Origin of the sequence: Streptomyces rectiviolaceus (genome assembly GCF_039533825.1) — a bacterium.
GTDB lineage: Bacteria > Actinomycetota > Actinomycetes > Streptomycetales > Streptomycetaceae > Streptomyces > Streptomyces rectiviolaceus.
This window is the reverse complement of the sequence record NZ_BAAAUG010000033.1, coordinates 1-15814: the sequence shown is the minus strand read 5'-3', so window position 1 is coordinate 15814 and position 15814 is coordinate 1. Positions and strand designations below refer to the sequence as shown.

Genomic DNA, 15814 nt, shown 5'->3' with positions numbered 1-15814 from the left:
GGGCAATCGGGTGGGTGGGCGGGAAGGATCCGCGCGAAGCGCGGGAAAGAGGGGACCCCAGGGCGCCCTGGGAAACCCCAGAGCACCGGCAGCCGGAAAGGGGGACCCACCGCACCCGGAGGACCAGCCGTCGAGAACCGCCAAGCCGGCGGCTAGCCTCAGAGCATGAGCAGGCCCCCGACCTTCACCCCGCCCCCCGGCGTCGACGCCCCCCGCCTCCAGACCGCACGCGGCGAGTTCGCCACCCTCGACGCGCGCCCCCCGGCCGACCAGGCCAAGGGCACCGTCCTGCTGCTCCCCGGATTCACCGGGAGCAAGGAGGACTTCATCGCCCTGCTCAGGCCCATCGCAGATGCCGGATACCGGGCCATCTCCGTCGACGGCCGCGGGCAGTACCAGACCGAAGGCCCCGCGGACGACGAATCCCCGTACGCCCAGGACCAGTTGGCCCAAGACGTCCTCGCCCAGGCCGAAGCCGTCGGCGGCACGCCGCACCTCCTCGGGCACTCCCTCGGAGGGCTCATCTCCCGCGCCGCCGCCCTCCGCGCGCCCGCGGGAACCTTCGCCTCGCTCACCCTCATGGCCTCCGGCCCCGCCGCCATCTCGACCTCTCAGCAGGCCCGCGCCAAGATGCTGACGGACGCGCTCGCCGTCCTGTCGATGGCCGAGGCCTGGGCAGCCATCCAGGCGATGGATCCGCCGGAGGAGACCGACCTCGACGGTGAAGCCCTGCGCGAGCGCTGGCTGCGGCACAGCCCCGCGCAGCTCATCGCCACCGGCAAGCAGCTCTGCGTCGAGCCGGACCGCGTCACGGAGCTCGCCGACCTGCCCCTGCGCAAGCACGTCATCTCCGGCGAGCGCGACGACACCTGGCCCATCCCCTGGCTCGACGACATGGCGGACCGGCTGGACGCCCACCGCACGGTCATCACCGGCGCCGAACACTCCCCCAACACCGACCGGCCGAAGGAGACCGCCGCCGCCCTCATCGCCTTCTGGGACCCGATCAGCAGCAGCCACTAGCCACCTTCAGTACTGCGTCTGCAGCTGCCCCCAGAAGCCATCCCGCAGCGCCCGCCGCAGGTCCGACTGCCCCCGCAGCGAGTACGCGAGCAGCTTCTCGGCCTCCACCAGGAGCTCCTGGTCCACCGACCCCGGCAGGTACGGATGCCCCGGCAGCAGGTCCACCAGCGCCCCGCGCCCCCGCGCGGCCAGCCACTTCGCGGCGATCTGCGCGCCCACGAAGCGCACGTCCTCGCGGGAGGGCCGCGGCGTGCCCGCCGTCTCGTACGACGCCGCGGCGCTGCGCCGGGACACGTACGGCTTGAAGAACTCGAGGTCGAACGTGCGCTGGCTGTCGACCTCCCACAGCAGCGGCTCCGCCTGATTGCGGCCGTCGGTCGCCTCGATGCCCCACAGGTGCACCCGCGCGCCGTACCCCTGCGCCGCCTCCACCGCCGAGACCAGGTCCTCGTCGCCCCCGATCAGGGCCGCGTCGCTGATGGCTCGGTGCCGGGCGAGCGACTCCAGATCCGTCCGGATGAGGGAATCCACGCCCTTCTGCTGATTGTTCGCGTTGAGGTTGCCCAGGCGGACCTTGACGTCGGGGAGCTCCGCGATGGACTGCTGCTCCACCGTGTGGATGCGGCGCCGCGCACCGTCGTACCAGTAGACGCGCAGCAGACGGCTGTCCGCGAAGATCGTGCGCGCCTTGTCGATGAACGCCTCGATAAGACCCTCCGCGTCCAGATCGAAGGCGCGCCGGTCCTCCGTGCCGACCGCGAGCCGTCCCGCCGCCGCGTACACATATCCGGCATCGACGAAGATCGCGTGGGTGGACGGCGTCTTCGCCACCTCGGCGAGCATGCGCTCGAGGAGGCTGTTGGTGCGCTCCAGCTGGGCGCTGATCTGGACGCTGATGTCGATCTCGTCGTTCATTGGGGCTCATTGTCCCGGTGGTCACGCAGCGAACACAACCGGTCTCGCTACTCGTGAGTAATTAGCCTGTCGAAAAATTTCCTTAGCGTAGGGAATGTTTGCTGGGGGCAACTCGTTCTACCCATATGGAACGCCGGACACAGCTGTCCCGGGGGACCACAACTCCAGTAGTTCTCCTTCAGGAGGATGACCAGACGAAGGGAGAAGCCATATGCGCTTCGAAATCATGCGACTCGACGACGTCGACGGCGCCGCCGTGGACCGGACCGTCGTAGACGCCGCCTCCGTCAATCGGATCGTGCAGCAGGCCGCAGCGATCGGCCAGCGCATCTATATCCGTCCGGCCGAATCCCCGGCCTCGTAACGCACACGTTGCACTGACAGGTTGAAGGGCCCCCGTACACCTTTGGTACGGGGGCCCTTGGCATGCCCGGGGCCGGGTGTCCACGCGGGATCACCGGAGCCCTAGCCGCCGTTGATCACCTGTGTCACGCCGTTGATGATCTGCTGCACCGCGATCGCGGAGAGCATCATGCCCGCGAGCCGCGTCACCAGGACCACGCCGCCGTCCTTGATGACCCGGATGATCAGCAGCGAGTAGCGCATCACCAGCCACAGCACGACGTGCATCGCCACGATCGCCGCCCACACGGAGATCTGGGTGCCGACACTGTCGGCGTCCTGGACGGCCAGGATGACGGAGACGATCGCGCCCGGCCCGGCGAGCAGCGGCATGCCGAGCGGCACGAGCGCGACATTGACGTCCTTGGTCTGCTTGGGCTCGTCCGTCTTGCCGGTGAGCAGGTCGAGCGCGATCAGGAGGAGCAGCAGACCGCCCGCGATCATCAGCGCGGGGACGGAGACATGGAGGTAGTCGAGGATCTGGTGCCCCAGGAGCCCGAAGACCGCGATCACGCCGAAGGCGACGCACACGGCCTGGAAGGCCATCTTCTTCTGCACCTTGGCGGGGCGCCCGGAGGTGAGTCCGAGGAAGATCGGGGTGATCCCAGGGGGATCCATGATCACAAAAAGGGTGAGGAAGAGGGATCCGAAGACGGCGACGTCGAACACAGTGATGGCCTTGCAGTGAGTCGTACGAAAATGCCGCGCGGGGGCGGCGGAAAGGGTGGGGGGCGGAGCCGCGTTACGCGGCCGGGCCTCCGCCCGCGCCCGGCACCGGGAACGCCCCGGTCGCCCGGCGCGTGATCTCCCCGTAGATCTCGGGGTCCGTGGTGAACTCCCCGAGCACGCAGGTCTTGCGGCTGCCGTGGTAGTCGCTCGACCCCGTGGCAAGGAGGCCGAGGTCCGTGGCGAGGCCGTGCAGCCGGGTCCGCGTGGCCGGGTCGTGGTCCATGTGGTCGGCCTCGACGCCGTCGAGACCGGCGGCGGCCAGGGCCGCTATCGCCGCCTCGGGCACGATCTGCCCGCGCTTGACGGCCGCCGGGTGCGCGAAGACGGTGACGCCGCCCGCGGCCTTGACCAGGCGGATCGCGTCGAAGGGGTCCAGTTCGTGCTTCTCGGCGTACGCACGGCCGCCGTCGGCGAGCCAGTCGGGCGTGAAGGCGTCCGAGACGGTGGGCACGACGCCCAGCTCGACCATGGCCTCGGCGATGTGCGGACGGCCGACCGAGCCGTCGCCCGCGATGCGCGCGACGTGCTCCCAGGTGACCGGGACGCCGAGCTCCTGGAGCTTGCCGATCATCGTCTTGGCGCGGGGCACCCGGTCGTCGCGCACGAGCTCGCGCTCACGGGCGAGCTCCGGCTCGTCGGGATCGAAGAGGTAGGCCAGCATGTGCAGGCCCACGCCGTCGAGGCGGCAGGAGAGTTCGGCTCCGGTGACGAGGGTGAGGCCTCGGTCGAGTGCGGGCAGGGCCGCGACGGCCTCCGCGTACCCGCGGGTGGTGTCGTGGTCCGTGAGCGCGACGACGTCGAGCCCGGCGGCGGCAGCGTTGCGCACCAGCTGCGCCGGGGTGTCCGTGCCGTCGGAAGCGGTGGAGTGGGTGTGCAGGTCGATGCGCACGACGCGGACTCCAGGCTCTGACGGGGCGAATGCGGACAAGTCCACGAGGGACGGTCGCGAGGGGGACGCTCAAGGATAACGGGGCTCGAACACTCCCCCCGCCCGCGCCAGACGAGACACCCCTCACCTCACGCGCCCACCCGGAGAAGATGCCACCACCTCACGCGCCCACCCGGACAGGACGCCACCACCTCACACGCCCCACCTCACGCGCCCGCCCCGGCCGAGAAACCCCTCACCTCACAGCATCAGGTCACAGCATCAGGATCCGCGGCGAGAGCGCCCCGCACGGCAGCAGGTCCACCTCGGCCCCCGCGTCCCGCAGATCGGTGAGCACCAGCTCGTCATACATCAGGAGCCCCGACTGCTCCGGCCAAGCGATGGCCCACAGCCACAGGCCGCGCGCCTCGCCCGCGAAGACCGCGCGGTCGTCCGGCGTACCCGCCACATGCCACAGCGGGGTCGGCCTGCCCGCCGCGAGGAGCTTGGCCTGGGGCGGCTTCTCGACGTTCAGATACGGGCCGGGGTCCGGGCCGTCGACGCCCGCATACCGCGCGCCGAGACCGACGCCCAGCTCCTCGGCGACCAGGACCAACTCGCCCATGCCACCGAGCGGCGCGGGCCCCGAGCAGGCCACGGCGGTCGCACGGCCGCCGCTGCGGTCGTCGCCCGCGCAGGCCACGCCCGTGAACAGCCAGCCGACCGGCAACGGCCACGGCATCCACACCGGCACCTGCGCGCGATGCACCACGACCTGGAGGGCCTCGACGCTGGGCGGGATCACAGGCTGCAGCGGATGCACCGTCCCGTGCACATCGCACTGCCAGGAGTCGGCAAAGAGACCGGGAGCCCTGACCCGGCCACCACACTTCGGGCAACTGGGTTCGCCCCTCATAGCGCCCAACGGTCCTCCCCGGTCGTCACTCCGTCAAGGACGATCACCCGTCCGGTGGCCCTGTCACCAGGCGAAATTAGATGTAGCTTGCATCTTTTAGCTTGGCTAACTAATCTGTGTATACGTCAACGATCTCGACGGAAGACGCCACGGAAGCAGCTGAGGAGCAGGCATGAACAGCAGCACAGGAGGCCCCGCGGAAGGGGATCCGTTCGACGAGGGAGCGACGGGAGCGATCAGTCTCCTGCGCCAGCCGAAGGCCGTCTGGGCCACGGCCGGCGCGTCCGTCGTCGCCTTCATGGGCATCGGGCTCGTCGACCCGATCCTCCCCTCCATCGCCAAGGGCCTTGACGCCTCCGCCAGCCAGGTCTCCCTGCTCTTCACCTCGTACTTCCTGATCACCGCCGTCGCGATGCTGGTGACCGGATTCGTCTCCAGCCGGATCGGCGGCAAGAAGACCCTGCTGCTCGGCCTCGCGCTCGTCGTGGTCTTCGCGGGGCTCGCGGGCACCTCGGGCTCGGTCGGCGAGCTCGTCGGGTTTCGCGCGGGATGGGGGCTCGGCAACGCGCTCTTCGTGTCGACCGCCCTTGCGGTGATCGTCGGCGCGGCGGCCGGCGGCAGCGCCGCCGCGATCCTGCTCTACGAGTCGGCGCTCGGCCTCGGCATGGCGTGCGGGCCGCTGCTCGGGGCGGTGCTCGGCAACGCGAGCTGGCGCTACCCGTTCTTCGGCACCGCGGTCCTGATGGCGGTCGGGTTCCTGTGCATCACGGCGTTCCTGAAGGAACAGCCGAAGCCCGCGCAGAAGACGTCCCTGCTGGCCCCGATCAAGGCTCTTGGCCACGGCGGGCTCGCGTCCGCCGCCGCCTCCGCGTTCTTCTACAACTACACGTTCTTCACGGTCCTGGCCTTCACGCCGTTCGTGCTGAACATGACCCCGTACAAGTCGGGCGCCATCTTCTTCGCCTGGGGTCTCCTGCTCGCGGTCTTCTCGGTGCTCGTGGCCCCTCGGCTGCAGGCGCGGCTCGGCTCGCTGAAGGTGCTCGGCGGCTCGCTCGTGCTGCTCGCGGCGGACGTGCTGGTGCTCGGGTACGGCAACCACGCCACGGCCATCATCTGCACGATCCTGTCCGGCGCCTTCATCGGCGTGAACAACACCGTCTACACCGAGCTCGCGCTCGGCGTCTCGGACGCGCCGCGGCCCGTGGCCAGCGCCGGCTACAACTTCGTCCGGTGGTTCGCGGCGGCCGCCGCCCCGTTCTTCGCACCGAAGATCGAGGAGTGGAGCAACATCCACATCCCGTTCGTGGTCGCGGCCGTCACGGCGGTGCTCGGCGCGGTCGTGGTCTGGGTCCGCAAGGACGCGCTCACTCACGAGGCCGAGGAGCTCGAACCGAAGCACGCGACGGAGGACGGCGTCACCGTCTTCGCCAACTGAGGCTTCCGGTCGGGGATTTCAGTCCAGGGCTTCAGTCCAGGGAAACGGACTTGCGCAGCGGATCGCGTAGGTCCGTTCCGCTGTTCAGCCAGCGCTCCTGCAGGGCCTGCGCGCCGTGCACCCGCTTCCACGCGCCCTCGTTCGGCGTCATGGGCAGCAGCGGCAGGAACCGTACGGGCTCCATCGGCTCGTCAAGCTCCAGGTCCTCCACCAAGCCGCCCGGCTCCGCGACAAGGACCGACGTGAACTGGGCGCCGGGCCACAGCGGTTCACCCACGTCGAGCGAGGCGCCTGGGGCCACGACCAGGCCCTCGACCTGCGGCGACGCGGCCAGTACGGCCAGGGGGCGCAGCACCTTGTCCGTGTCGGCGACGCCGCCCCGCACCGAGAGGATCAGCTCCGCGCGCGGGCCCTTGACCGGGTCGGCCAGGGGGGCGGTCGGATCGGCCATCGGCTGGACCGACATACCGAGGGTGGCGTATCTGACCACGTCCCCGTCCGTGAAGCGCAGCACTTCTACGCGGTCGGTGCCGAGGAAGGTCACCGCGGCGCGGGCGTCCGGTTCACCGAGGCCAGTACGGAGACGGGCCTCGACCAGAGCAAGAACATCAGCCATGGCGTTGAGCATAGAACTCGTCAGAGGCGGGTAAAGGCGGGGCTTGACACTTCAGTCGGCTGATAGTGTTGGCCGCTGGTTCCGGGCAGCGCGCAGAGCACGCTTTCAAGCCCGGGCAGATGACTTCGCGCGCTACGCGCTTGGGACTCCCCTACGGGGGACCGGCCGGAGGAGGTGGGGCTGCCATGGATCGAAGTCGACCGTGCAGTACCACCCGTTCTTCCGTCTGACACCTCACGCAGCTCTGTAGCTGCCACTGTGCGCCTGTACTCCCCGTGCTCGCGTGCGACGGAAGAGCACTTCGTTTCCACCTGATCTCTCTGAGTTCTCTGATCTGAGTCAGTAGCGAAGCTGCCACCGCGATGGTGCGGTGCTCCCCGCTTTGTGGACGTGCCAAACATCCTCAGCAGGACGTCCTCATTCCGGGTAGTTCCACCCGCCGCCGGCGGCCTCCGTCAAAGGAGCCTGCCCATGTCGATGATCCGTGACCTTCGCGCCGCCGTCCGCCCCTCGCTCCGCAAGGACGGCAGCGCCTACAGCTCGTACGACACCACGCGCGACCCCACCGCCGCCTCCGCCGTCGTCGACTGCGCCGTCTACCGCGACGGGCGCCGCGCGGCCTGCGACGACACGCTCACGCCGCACGAGGCGATGCTCCAGGTGCGTCGCGACGGCGGCTTCGCCTGGATCGGTCTGCACGAGCCGACCGAGGCCGAATTCGCCGGTATCGCCGCCGAGTTCGGTCTTCACCCCCTCGCCGTCGAGGACGCGGTGCACGCGCACCAGCGGCCCAAGCTCGAGCGCTACGACGACACGCTGTTCACGGTCTTCAAGACCATCCACTACGTAGAGCACGCCGAACTCACCGCGACCAGCGAGATCGTGGAAACCGGCGAGGTGATGTGCTTCACCGGGCGGGACTTCTTCATCACCGTGCGGCACGGCGGCCACGGCTCGCTGCGCGCCCTGCGGCGCCGGCTCCAGGAGGAGCCCGAGCTGCTCGCCAAGGGTCCTTCCGCCGTCCTGCACACCATCGCCGACCATGTCGTCGACGGCTATCTCGCGGTCGCCGACGCCATGCAGGACGACATCGACGACGTGGAGACCGAGGTGTTCTCGGCGCCGGGCAAGGGCACATCGCGCGGTGTCGACGCCGGGCGGATCTACCAGCTCAAGCGTGAGGTCCTGGAGTTCAAGCGAGCCGTCTCGCCGCTGCTGAGGCCCATGCTGCTCCTGAGCGAGCGGCCGATGCGCCTGGTCGACCCGGACATCCAGAAGTACTTCCGTGACGTCGCCGACCACCTGGCCCGCGTCCAGGAACAGGTCGTCGGCTTCGACGAACTGCTCAACTCGATCCTCCAGGCCAACCTCGCGCAGGCCGCGGTCGCGCAGAACGAGGACATGCGCAAGATCACCTCCTGGGCGGCGATCATCGCCGTGCCGACGGCGGTCTGCGGGGTCTACGGCATGAACTTCGACCACATGCCCGAGCTGCACTGGCGGTTCGGCTACCCGATGGTGCTCGGCCTCATCGGCGTGGCCTGCTACGCCATCCACCGCACCCTGAAGCGCAACGGCTGGCTCTAGAACCCCACAGCACCCCACTCGGTAGGCTGCGCCCATGACAGAAACGCTGCTCGCCCAGGCCCTCCTCGAGGAGGCCACCAAGAAGTCGGGCCTCATCTGGGTACGCGGCGAAGAACCGGCCCGCGCCCTGTGGCACGTATGGCACGAGGGCGCGGCGCACCTCATCGGTGACGGCCCCGGCGAGCAGCCGCTGCCGGGTCTCGTGGACGGCGGCACCGCCGAAGTGACCGTACGCAGCAAGGACAAGGGCGGCCGGCTCATCGCCTGGACGGCGCTCGTGACCGAGCTCGCGCCGCGCTCCGACGCGTGGGAGGCGGCCGTCGCCGAGCTCAAGGGCAAGCGTCTGAACGCACCCGACGGCGAGCGGATGCCGCAGCGCTGGGCGGACGAGTGCCGGGTCGTCCGGCTCACCCCGCAGGACACGATCACCGACCTGCCCGACGGGTCCCTCGCGGCCCCGCCCCTGCCGACCGGGGCGACCACCCGGCAGCCGGCGCCCGAAGCGCTGCCCCGGCTGCTGTTCAAGCGGAAGAAGCGGCGGGGCTGAGGCCCTTTACGACTCGGGCAGCTGCTCGCCGTAGTCGACCATCTCGTCCTTGCCCGGCTCGCTGAGCGTGAAGTCCCTGCCCCAGTCGCCGAGCCGGACCATGCCCGCGTCGCCCGCGCGCTCCAGGCGCAGCGGATAGGGCTTGCCCTTGAGGGAGACGTCCAGGGTGCCGCCCGCGCCCTCGTCGCCGGTGATCTCGATGCTGGGACTGCCCGCCGTCGTGCCGCGGTCACCGGTGGCGAGCTTGCCGTGCAGGGTGAGCATGCCCGCCAGGAGGACGTCCTTGTCCGTGAAGCCGCTCAGCTGCTGGTAGGCCGCGTCCTCCTCGGGCACCTTCACGTACTTGCCGTCGAGCTTGGCCGCGGCCTCGCCGTCCGCCTTGCCGGGCTTCTCGCCGCCCTTGGCGTCCTTGTGGGTCCAGAAGGCGGAGTCGGCCTTCAGGAAAAGCTGCTTGCCGACGCGCAGCAGCTGGAAGGTCTCCCCCTTCGAGGTGACCGATCCGGTGCCGCCGTCCTCCTTCAGACGCATGTCGAGCTTGTACGTGTGGCCCTTGCTGACCAGAGTGCCCGAGAGCCGCACCGCGGGCGCCGCGTCGGCAGCCGCGCGGGACTTGCTCTGGATCTTCGCGGCGGAGAGTTTGCCGATGCCGTTCGTGCCCGCGTCCGGATCCTCCTCGCTGCTGCACCCGGTGAGACCGGTGATCCCCACGACGAGACCCGCGCACATCGCGCTCACGAGTGCTGTCCTACGGGTGCGGCGGACCAGGGGAATCGCTGACACAGGGGGCGCTGCCTCTCGTGGGGACGACGGCTACGGCTGGGGCAGTACGGCAGCGTACCCGTGCTGACCAGTCGGATCGGCGCCAGTCCTGCCGGACGCCCCGCCGGGGCGTAACCGACCGGGACGGGCTAGCCTGAAGCCCGCATTGATCGACAGAACGGCACAAAAAGCTACGAGTGAGGGAGGCGCGTGTGATGGCGGCAAGCGCCTCCCGGGTCTTCGTCTCGCATCTGGCCGGCACCGCCGTCTTCGACCCGAACGGCGACCAGGTGGGCCGGGTGCGCGACCTGGTGGCGATGCTCCGGGTGCAGCGCAGGCCGCCCCGGCTCCTGGGTCTCGTCGTCGAGCTCTCCACGCGGCGCCGCATCTTCCTGCCCATGACCCGCGTGACCGGCATCGAGACGGGCCAGGTCATCACGACCGGCGTACTGAACGTGCGGCGCTTCGAGCAGCGGCCCACCGAGCGGCTCGTGCTCGGCGAGATGCTCGACCGGCGGGTCAGGCTCGTCGAGACGGACGAGGAGGTGACCGTCCTCGACGTGGCGGTGCAGCAGCTTCCGGCCCGCCGCGACTGGGAGATCGACCGGGTCTTCGTACGCAAGGGGAAGGGCGGCACGTTCCGGCGCAAGGGCGAGACGCTGACCGTCGAGTGGTCGGCCGTCGACGGCTTCTCCCTGGAGGAGCATGGCCAGGGCGCCGAGAGCCTGCTCGCCACCTTCGAGCAGCTGCGCCCCGCCGACCTCGCCAACGTCCTGCACCACCTGTCGCCGAAGCGCCGGGCCGAGGTGGCCGCCGCGCTCGACGACGACCGGCTCGCCGACGTCCTCGAAGAGCTCCCCGAGGACGACCAGATCGAGATCCTCGGCAAACTCAAGGAGGAGCGCGCCGCCGACGTCCTGGAGGCGATGGACCCGGACGACGCCGCCGACCTGCTCGCCGAGCTGCCCGAGGACGACAAGGAGCGGCTGCTCACGCTGATGCAGCCGGACGACGCGGCGGACGTGCGGCGCCTGATGGCGTACGAGGAGCGCACCGCCGGCGGTCTGATGACGACCGAGCCGATCGTGCTGCGGCCCGACGCGACGGTCGCCGACGCCCTCGCGCGGGTGCGCCAGCAGGACCTGTCCCCCGCGCTCGCCGCGCAGGTCTACGTGTGCCGTCCGCCGGACGAGACGCCGACGGGCAAGTACCTCGGCACCGTGCACTTCCAGCGGCTCCTGCGCGATCCGCCGTACACGCTGGTCAGCTCGATCCTCGACGACGATCTGCAGACGCTCGCCCCGGAGACCGTGCTGCCCCACGTCGCCGGGTTCTTCGCCACGTACGACATGGTGGCGGCCCCCGTCGTCGACGAGGGCGGCTCGCTGCTCGGCGCGGTCACCGTCGACGACGTGCTCGACCACATGCTGCCGGACGACTGGCGCGAGACCGAGTTTCACCAGGAGGACGGAGCGCCCCATGCCGCCGGCTGACCGGGAGCGGGACAGCCGCGTCGAGCCGCGGACGGCTCCCCGTTTCCGGCTCGACCAGCCGCGGCCGCCGCGCCGCAAGCTCCTGCCGGAGTACGACCCCGAGGCCTTCGGACGGCTCTCGGAGCGGATCGCGCGGTTCCTGGGCACGGGGCGCTTCATCGTCTGGATGACGATCACCATCATCGTGTGGGTCGCCTGGAACGTCTGGGCACCGCAGGCGCTGCGTTTCGACCCGTTCCCGTTCCTGTTCCTGACGCTCGCGCTCTCCCTCCAGGCGTCCTACGCGGCCCCCCTGATCCTGCTCGCGCAGAACCGGCAGGACGACCGGGACCGGGTCAATCTCGAACAGGACCGCAAACAGAACGAGCGCTCCATCGCGGACACCGAATATCTGAGCCGTGAGATCGCCTCGCTGCGCATGGGCCTCGGCGAGGTGGCCACCCGCGACTGGATCCGTTCCGAACTCCAGGACCTGGTCAGGGAGCTGGAGGAGCAGCGGAAGGGCAAGCGCGTCGTATTCCCGGCCGAGGAAAGCGGCGGGCGTGATGTAGGCGACCGTTGACGGCCCTTTCCGGGGCAGGGTTACCGCGCCGTACTATCGGTTGTATGGCTACGGAAGACGCGGTGCGTGAAGCACTGGCGACGGTGAACGACCCCGAGATCCACCGACCCATCACCGAGTTGGGGATGGTCAAATCGGTAGATATCTCCCCTGATGGGGTGGTAGCGGTCACTGTGTACCTCACGGTCTCCGGGTGCCCGATGCGCGAGACCATCACGAAGAACGTGACCGACGCGGTCGCCGCCGTCGAAGGCGTCACGCACGTCGACGTCACCCTCGACGTGATGAGCGACGAGCAGCGCAAGGAGCTGGCGAGCGCGCTGCGCGGCGGCACCGCCGAGCGCGAGGTCCCCTTCGCCAAGCCCGGCTCGCTGACCCGTGTCTACGCCGTCGCGTCCGGCAAGGGCGGCGTCGGCAAGTCATCGGTGACGGTGAACCTCGCGGCCGCGATGGCGGCGGACGGCCTGAAGGTCGGCGTCGTGGACGCCGACATCTACGGCCACTCCGTGCCCAGGATGCTGGGCGCCGACGGCAAGCCCACCCAGGTCGAGGACATGATCATGCCGCCGTCGGCGCACGGCGTGAAGGTCATCTCGATCGGCATGTTCACTCCGGGCAACGCCCCGGTCGTGTGGCGTGGCCCGATGCTCCACCGCGCCCTCCAGCAGTTCCTCGCGGACGTCTTCTGGGGCGACCTGGACGTCCTGCTCCTCGACCTGCCCCCGGGCACCGGCGACATCGCGATCTCCGTCGCCCAGCTGGTCCCGAACGCCGAGATCCTGGTCGTGACGACGCCCCAGCAGGCGGCGGCCGAGGTCGCCGAGCGCGCGGGCTCCATCGCGGTGCAGACCCACCAGAAGATCGTCGGCGTCGTCGAGAACATGGCCGGTCTTCCCTGCCCGCACTGCGGCGAGATGGTCGACGTCTTCGGCAGCGGCGGCGGCCAGCGGGTCGCCGAGGGCCTCACGAAGACCACCGGCGCCAACGTCCCGGTCCTCGGCTCCATCCCGATCGACGTGCGCCTGCGCGAAGGCGGCGACGAGGGCAAGCCGGTCGTCCTGACCGACCCGGAGTCCCCGGCGGGCTCGGCCCTTCGCACGATCGCGGGCAAGCTGGGCGGCCGCCAGCGCGGCCTCGCGGGCATGACGCTCGGGATCACCCCGCGCAACAAGTTCTGAGGCCTCGGCCGTCCGACTCCTTGGCCGTACGCCGATGGGGGCGCCGCTCATCATGAGCGGCGCCCCCATCGGCGTATGTGTGTGCGCGAGGCGCTAGGAGGCGTACTCGTGGATGTCCTTGACCACGGAGAAGCCCAGGCCGTACGCGCTCATGCCGCGCCCGTAGGCGCCCAGGTGCACGCCCTCCTTGGTGGACCCGGCGAGCACCCAGCCGAACTCGGACTCGCGGTAGTGGAACGAGGTCGGCACCCCGTCCACCGGGAGCGAGAGCGTCGACCAGTCGTCGCCCTGCAGATCGTCCGCGAGGACCCAGGCGGTCTCGGTCTGCTGGTCCAGCCAGTCGTCACGCAGGGTGTGGTCCATCTGGTTGGGCCAGGTGAAGGACAGCAGCCCCACTCCTGCGAGCCAGGCCGCGGACGACACCGACGTCGCCTCGAGCAGGCCCGTGCCGTCCGGGCTGCGCCGCACCGGGTTGGCCGCGACGGTCACCACGACCGCGAAGCGCTCCTTGTCACTGTTCCCGAAGGGTCCGTCGCTCCGTACCGACGGCTCATCGCCGTGCCCGATGGAGCCGTGCTCCACCGCGCCGTCCGCGGCGGCGCCGACCTGCATCAGCCAGCGCTGTCCCGTGAAGGCCTCGTCGAGGCCGTACCAGGGGAAGGGCGCCAGCAGATAGCTGTCGACCGTGCGCCGGGCGGAGGGCATCGCTTCTGCGGTGCCGTCCGCGGCCGGCGCCTGTGCGCCTACGCGACTTGTCGTCTCCATGTACCCGGCCGCCTCCTCGTTCTCATCGGTCCGCAGGGCCCGCCCCCCTCGGGCGTCCTCAGCCGGACAACAAGGCAGGATAGCCACACCCGTTCCGGAACCTGGGACACCGGTCGGCGGCCGGGTGTCTCGAAGAGAGTGCCGTGGGGCGTGCTCGGGGGCGTACCGCGGGTGCCTCGGAGGAGGTCAGGTGGCGTCCGCGTCGTAGGGCGGATGCTCGGCGGGCGCGGCCTTCTCGGGCTTCTTGTCCATGTCGACACGACCGTCCTTCTTGGCCATGTCGATGCGTCCGCCTGCCGTGTCGGACGAGCTGTCGGAACCTTCCGAGGATTCACTCTCACGCCCGTGCACGGCGTCCGTGACCTCGGCCATCTCCTTCTTCAGGTCGAAGCCGTTCCGGATTTCCTTCAGGCCGAGCTCGTCGTTGTCGAGCTGCTTGCGGATGAAGGTCTTCGGATTCAGGTCCTCGAACTCGAAGTCCTTGAATTCCGGGCCGAGTTCGCTGCGTATATCCGCCTTGGCGCTGTCCGAGAATTCGCGGATCTTACGGATGGTGCGCGAGGCGTCCTGAATCAGCTTGGGCAGCTTGTCCGGGCCGAAAACGAGCACGGCGAGGATGATCAGCGCCACTACCTCGAGCGGGCCAATGTCTGAGAACACCTTGAGCTCCTTGCCATCCGGACCGGGTCCACGGTACCCGGCCTTCCTGTCCGTCCGGTAGCCGCTGGGCGACAGACGTGGATCAGTTCCCGCCCGACGCGCCGAGCACGAGCGTCACTTTCCGGTCCTTTCCCGCTCGCTGGACGGTCAATTCAAGGCTGTCCTTGGGGCGGTGGGCGCGGATCTTGACGATGAGTTCGTCGCCGGAGTGAATGCGCTGGCCGTCCACTTCGGTGATGACGTCGCCCGGCTCGATTCCGGCGCGGTCACCGGGGCCGCCCACGTTCACGGCGGGGCCGCCGTCCTTGCCCTTTTCGCCGACGCGAGCGCCGTCGCCCGTGTACTCCATGTCGAGCGTGACACCGATCACAGGGTGCGTGGCCTTGCCGGTGTTGATCAGCTCCTCGGCGACGCGCTTGCCCTGGTTGATGGGGATGGCGAAGCCGAGCCCTATCGAACCGGCCTGGCCGCCGCCGGGCGCCGAGCTGTCGTCGGCGGAGCGGATGGCGCTGTTGATGCCGATGACGCGGGCGTCGGAGTCGACCAGCGGGCCGCCGGAGTTGCCGGGGTTGATGGGTGCGTCGGTCTGCAGTGCGTCGACGTAGCTGATGTCGCTGCCGTCGCCCTTCTCCCCGCCGGCGGTGATGGGGCGCTCCTTGGCGCTGATGATGCCGGAGGTGACGGTGTTGGCCAGGTCGAAGGGGGCGCCGATGGCGACGACGGGGTCGCCCACCTGGACGTTCTCCGAGTTGCCGAGCGGCAGCGGCTTCAGTCCACGCACTCCGGAGACCTTCACCACGGCGAGGTCGTAGCCCGCGTCGCGGCCGATGACCTCCGCCTTGGCGGTCTCGCCGCCGCTGAAGGTCACCGATATCTCGCCGCCGGTCCCGGCGGGCTCGACGACGTGGTTGTTGGTGAGGATGTGGCCCTTGCCGTCGAGCACGAAGCCGGTGCCTGTGCCCTGCGCCTCGTCGCCGCTGACGTGCAGGGTCACGACGCCGGGCAGCGAGCTCGCCGCGATCCCGGCGACGCTGTCCTTGGCCCGTGCCTTGTCCTGTGAGTCCGCCTGCGGCAGCTCGATGTCCGAGACGCCGGCATTCCGCTCGAGATAGGCGCCGAGGGCTCCGCCAAGGCCACCGGCCACGAGGGTGATGACGGCGATCCCGACCAGAATGATCCGCCGCGCCCGCTTCCGCTGCTTCTCCTTGTCCACGGGAACGGCACCACTCTGCTGGAGGGGGGCGTTCCAGGGGTCGTAGGGCTGGCGGGGAGGGGCGGCTTGGGGCTGGGGCTGCGGCTGCGGCTGCGGCTGCGGCTGCGGCTGCGGGGCGACGCCTTGCGGGGGCACGGGGTGCGGGG

The 15814-nt window shown here is 69.9% G+C and carries 17 protein-coding genes; 8 read left to right on the top strand and 9 right to left on the bottom strand.

Features of this window, described 5'->3' with window-relative positions:
• Positions 1-165: 165 nt before the first annotated feature.
• On the top strand, positions 166-1023 hold the full coding sequence (locus ABD378_RS11360) for an alpha/beta fold hydrolase (RefSeq protein WP_344520494.1): 858 nt from the start codon (positions 166-168) through the stop codon (positions 1021-1023).
• A gap of 6 nt (positions 1024-1029) precedes the next feature.
• On the opposite strand, the gene ABD378_RS11355 is transcribed toward ABD378_RS11360, so the two are convergent.
• A complete protein-coding gene (locus ABD378_RS11355; RefSeq protein ID WP_344520493.1) occupies positions 1030-1938 on the bottom strand; it encodes an NYN domain-containing protein in 909 nt (302 codons plus the stop codon).
• Between the two features lie 211 nt (positions 1939-2149).
• On the opposite strand from ABD378_RS11355, the gene ABD378_RS11350 reads away from it, so the two are divergent.
• The gene (locus ABD378_RS11350) at positions 2150-2302 is read left to right on the top strand and encodes a hypothetical protein (RefSeq protein WP_167829028.1); all 153 of its coding nucleotides are present in this window, start codon (positions 2150-2152) and stop codon (positions 2300-2302) included.
• 101 nt (positions 2303-2403) lie between these two features.
• Here ABD378_RS11350 and ABD378_RS11345 read toward each other — a convergent pair whose 3' ends face one another.
• The 3 genes from ABD378_RS11345 to ABD378_RS11335 all read right to left on the bottom strand — a co-directional run bounded on the left by ABD378_RS11345 (position 2404) and on the right by ABD378_RS11335 (position 4853).
• A complete protein-coding gene (locus ABD378_RS11345; protein WP_249587910.1) occupies positions 2404-3009 on the bottom strand; it encodes a MarC family protein in 606 nt (201 codons plus the stop codon).
• Positions 3010-3082: 73 nt separating this feature from the next.
• Complete coding sequence (locus ABD378_RS11340) at positions 3083-3958, bottom strand: PHP domain-containing protein (RefSeq protein WP_344520492.1); 876 nt, start codon at positions 3956-3958, stop codon at positions 3083-3085.
• Between the two features lie 253 nt (positions 3959-4211).
• Positions 4212-4853 carry a DUF6758 family protein gene (locus ABD378_RS11335; RefSeq protein WP_344520491.1) on the bottom strand — a complete coding sequence of 214 codons (642 nt, stop codon included), beginning with the start codon at positions 4851-4853 and terminating at the stop codon, positions 4212-4214.
• 172 nt (positions 4854-5025) lie between these two features.
• Between ABD378_RS11335 and ABD378_RS11330 the strand changes: the two genes are divergently transcribed.
• Positions 5026-6288: an MFS transporter gene (locus tag ABD378_RS11330; protein WP_344520490.1), complete on the top strand. Its 1263-nt coding sequence runs from the start codon at positions 5026-5028 to the stop codon at positions 6286-6288.
• Positions 6289-6319: 31 nt separating this feature from the next.
• Here the strand turns inward: ABD378_RS11330 and ABD378_RS11325 are convergent, their stop codons facing one another.
• Positions 6320-6904, bottom strand: a complete 585-nt coding sequence (locus ABD378_RS11325) for a suppressor of fused domain protein (RefSeq protein WP_344520489.1) — start codon at positions 6902-6904, stop codon at positions 6320-6322.
• Between the two features lie 471 nt (positions 6905-7375).
• On the opposite strand from ABD378_RS11325, the gene ABD378_RS11320 reads away from it, so the two are divergent.
• Positions 7376-8491 (top strand): magnesium and cobalt transport protein CorA, encoded by a 1116-nt coding sequence (locus ABD378_RS11320; protein WP_344520488.1) that lies wholly within the window; start codon positions 7376-7378, stop codon positions 8489-8491.
• A 34-nt stretch (positions 8492-8525) separates the two neighbouring features.
• Positions 8526-9038: a hypothetical protein gene (locus ABD378_RS11315; protein WP_344520487.1), complete on the top strand. Its 513-nt coding sequence runs from the start codon at positions 8526-8528 to the stop codon at positions 9036-9038.
• Between the two features lie 6 nt (positions 9039-9044).
• On the opposite strand, the gene ABD378_RS11310 is transcribed toward ABD378_RS11315, so the two are convergent.
• On the bottom strand, positions 9045-9764 hold the full coding sequence (locus ABD378_RS11310) for a hypothetical protein (RefSeq protein ID WP_344520513.1): 720 nt from the start codon (positions 9762-9764) through the stop codon (positions 9045-9047).
• 248 nt (positions 9765-10012) lie between these two features.
• Here ABD378_RS11310 and ABD378_RS11305 point away from each other — a divergent pair, with 248 nt between their 5' ends.
• From ABD378_RS11305 to ABD378_RS11295, 3 genes are read left to right on the top strand one after another with little or no spacing between them, the layout of a single operon-like run.
• The gene (locus ABD378_RS11305; protein ID WP_344520486.1) at positions 10013-11290 is read left to right on the top strand and encodes a magnesium transporter MgtE N-terminal domain-containing protein; all 1278 of its coding nucleotides are present in this window, start codon (positions 10013-10015) and stop codon (positions 11288-11290) included.
• Positions 11277-11852 (top strand): DUF1003 domain-containing protein, encoded by a 576-nt coding sequence (locus ABD378_RS11300; protein WP_344520485.1) that lies wholly within the window; start codon positions 11277-11279, stop codon positions 11850-11852. The genes ABD378_RS11305 and ABD378_RS11300 overlap by 14 nt, the downstream gene beginning before the upstream one ends.
• A gap of 44 nt (positions 11853-11896) precedes the next feature.
• Positions 11897-13030 (top strand): Mrp/NBP35 family ATP-binding protein, encoded by a 1134-nt coding sequence (locus ABD378_RS11295; protein WP_344520483.1) that lies wholly within the window; start codon positions 11897-11899, stop codon positions 13028-13030.
• Between the two features lie 93 nt (positions 13031-13123).
• On the opposite strand, the gene ABD378_RS11290 is transcribed toward ABD378_RS11295, so the two are convergent.
• The 3 genes from ABD378_RS11290 to ABD378_RS11280 all read right to left on the bottom strand — a co-directional run.
• Entirely contained in the window at positions 13124-13795 is a 672-nt protein-coding gene (locus tag ABD378_RS11290) for a hypothetical protein (RefSeq protein WP_344520482.1), read from the bottom strand.
• 186 nt (positions 13796-13981) lie between these two features.
• Positions 13982-14455 (bottom strand): sec-independent translocase, encoded by a 474-nt coding sequence (locus ABD378_RS11285; RefSeq protein ID WP_344520481.1) that lies wholly within the window; start codon positions 14453-14455, stop codon positions 13982-13984.
• A gap of 82 nt (positions 14456-14537) precedes the next feature.
• A partial coding sequence (locus tag ABD378_RS11280) for a S1C family serine protease (protein ID WP_344520480.1) occupies positions 14538-15814 on the bottom strand: 1277 nt, incomplete at its 5' end.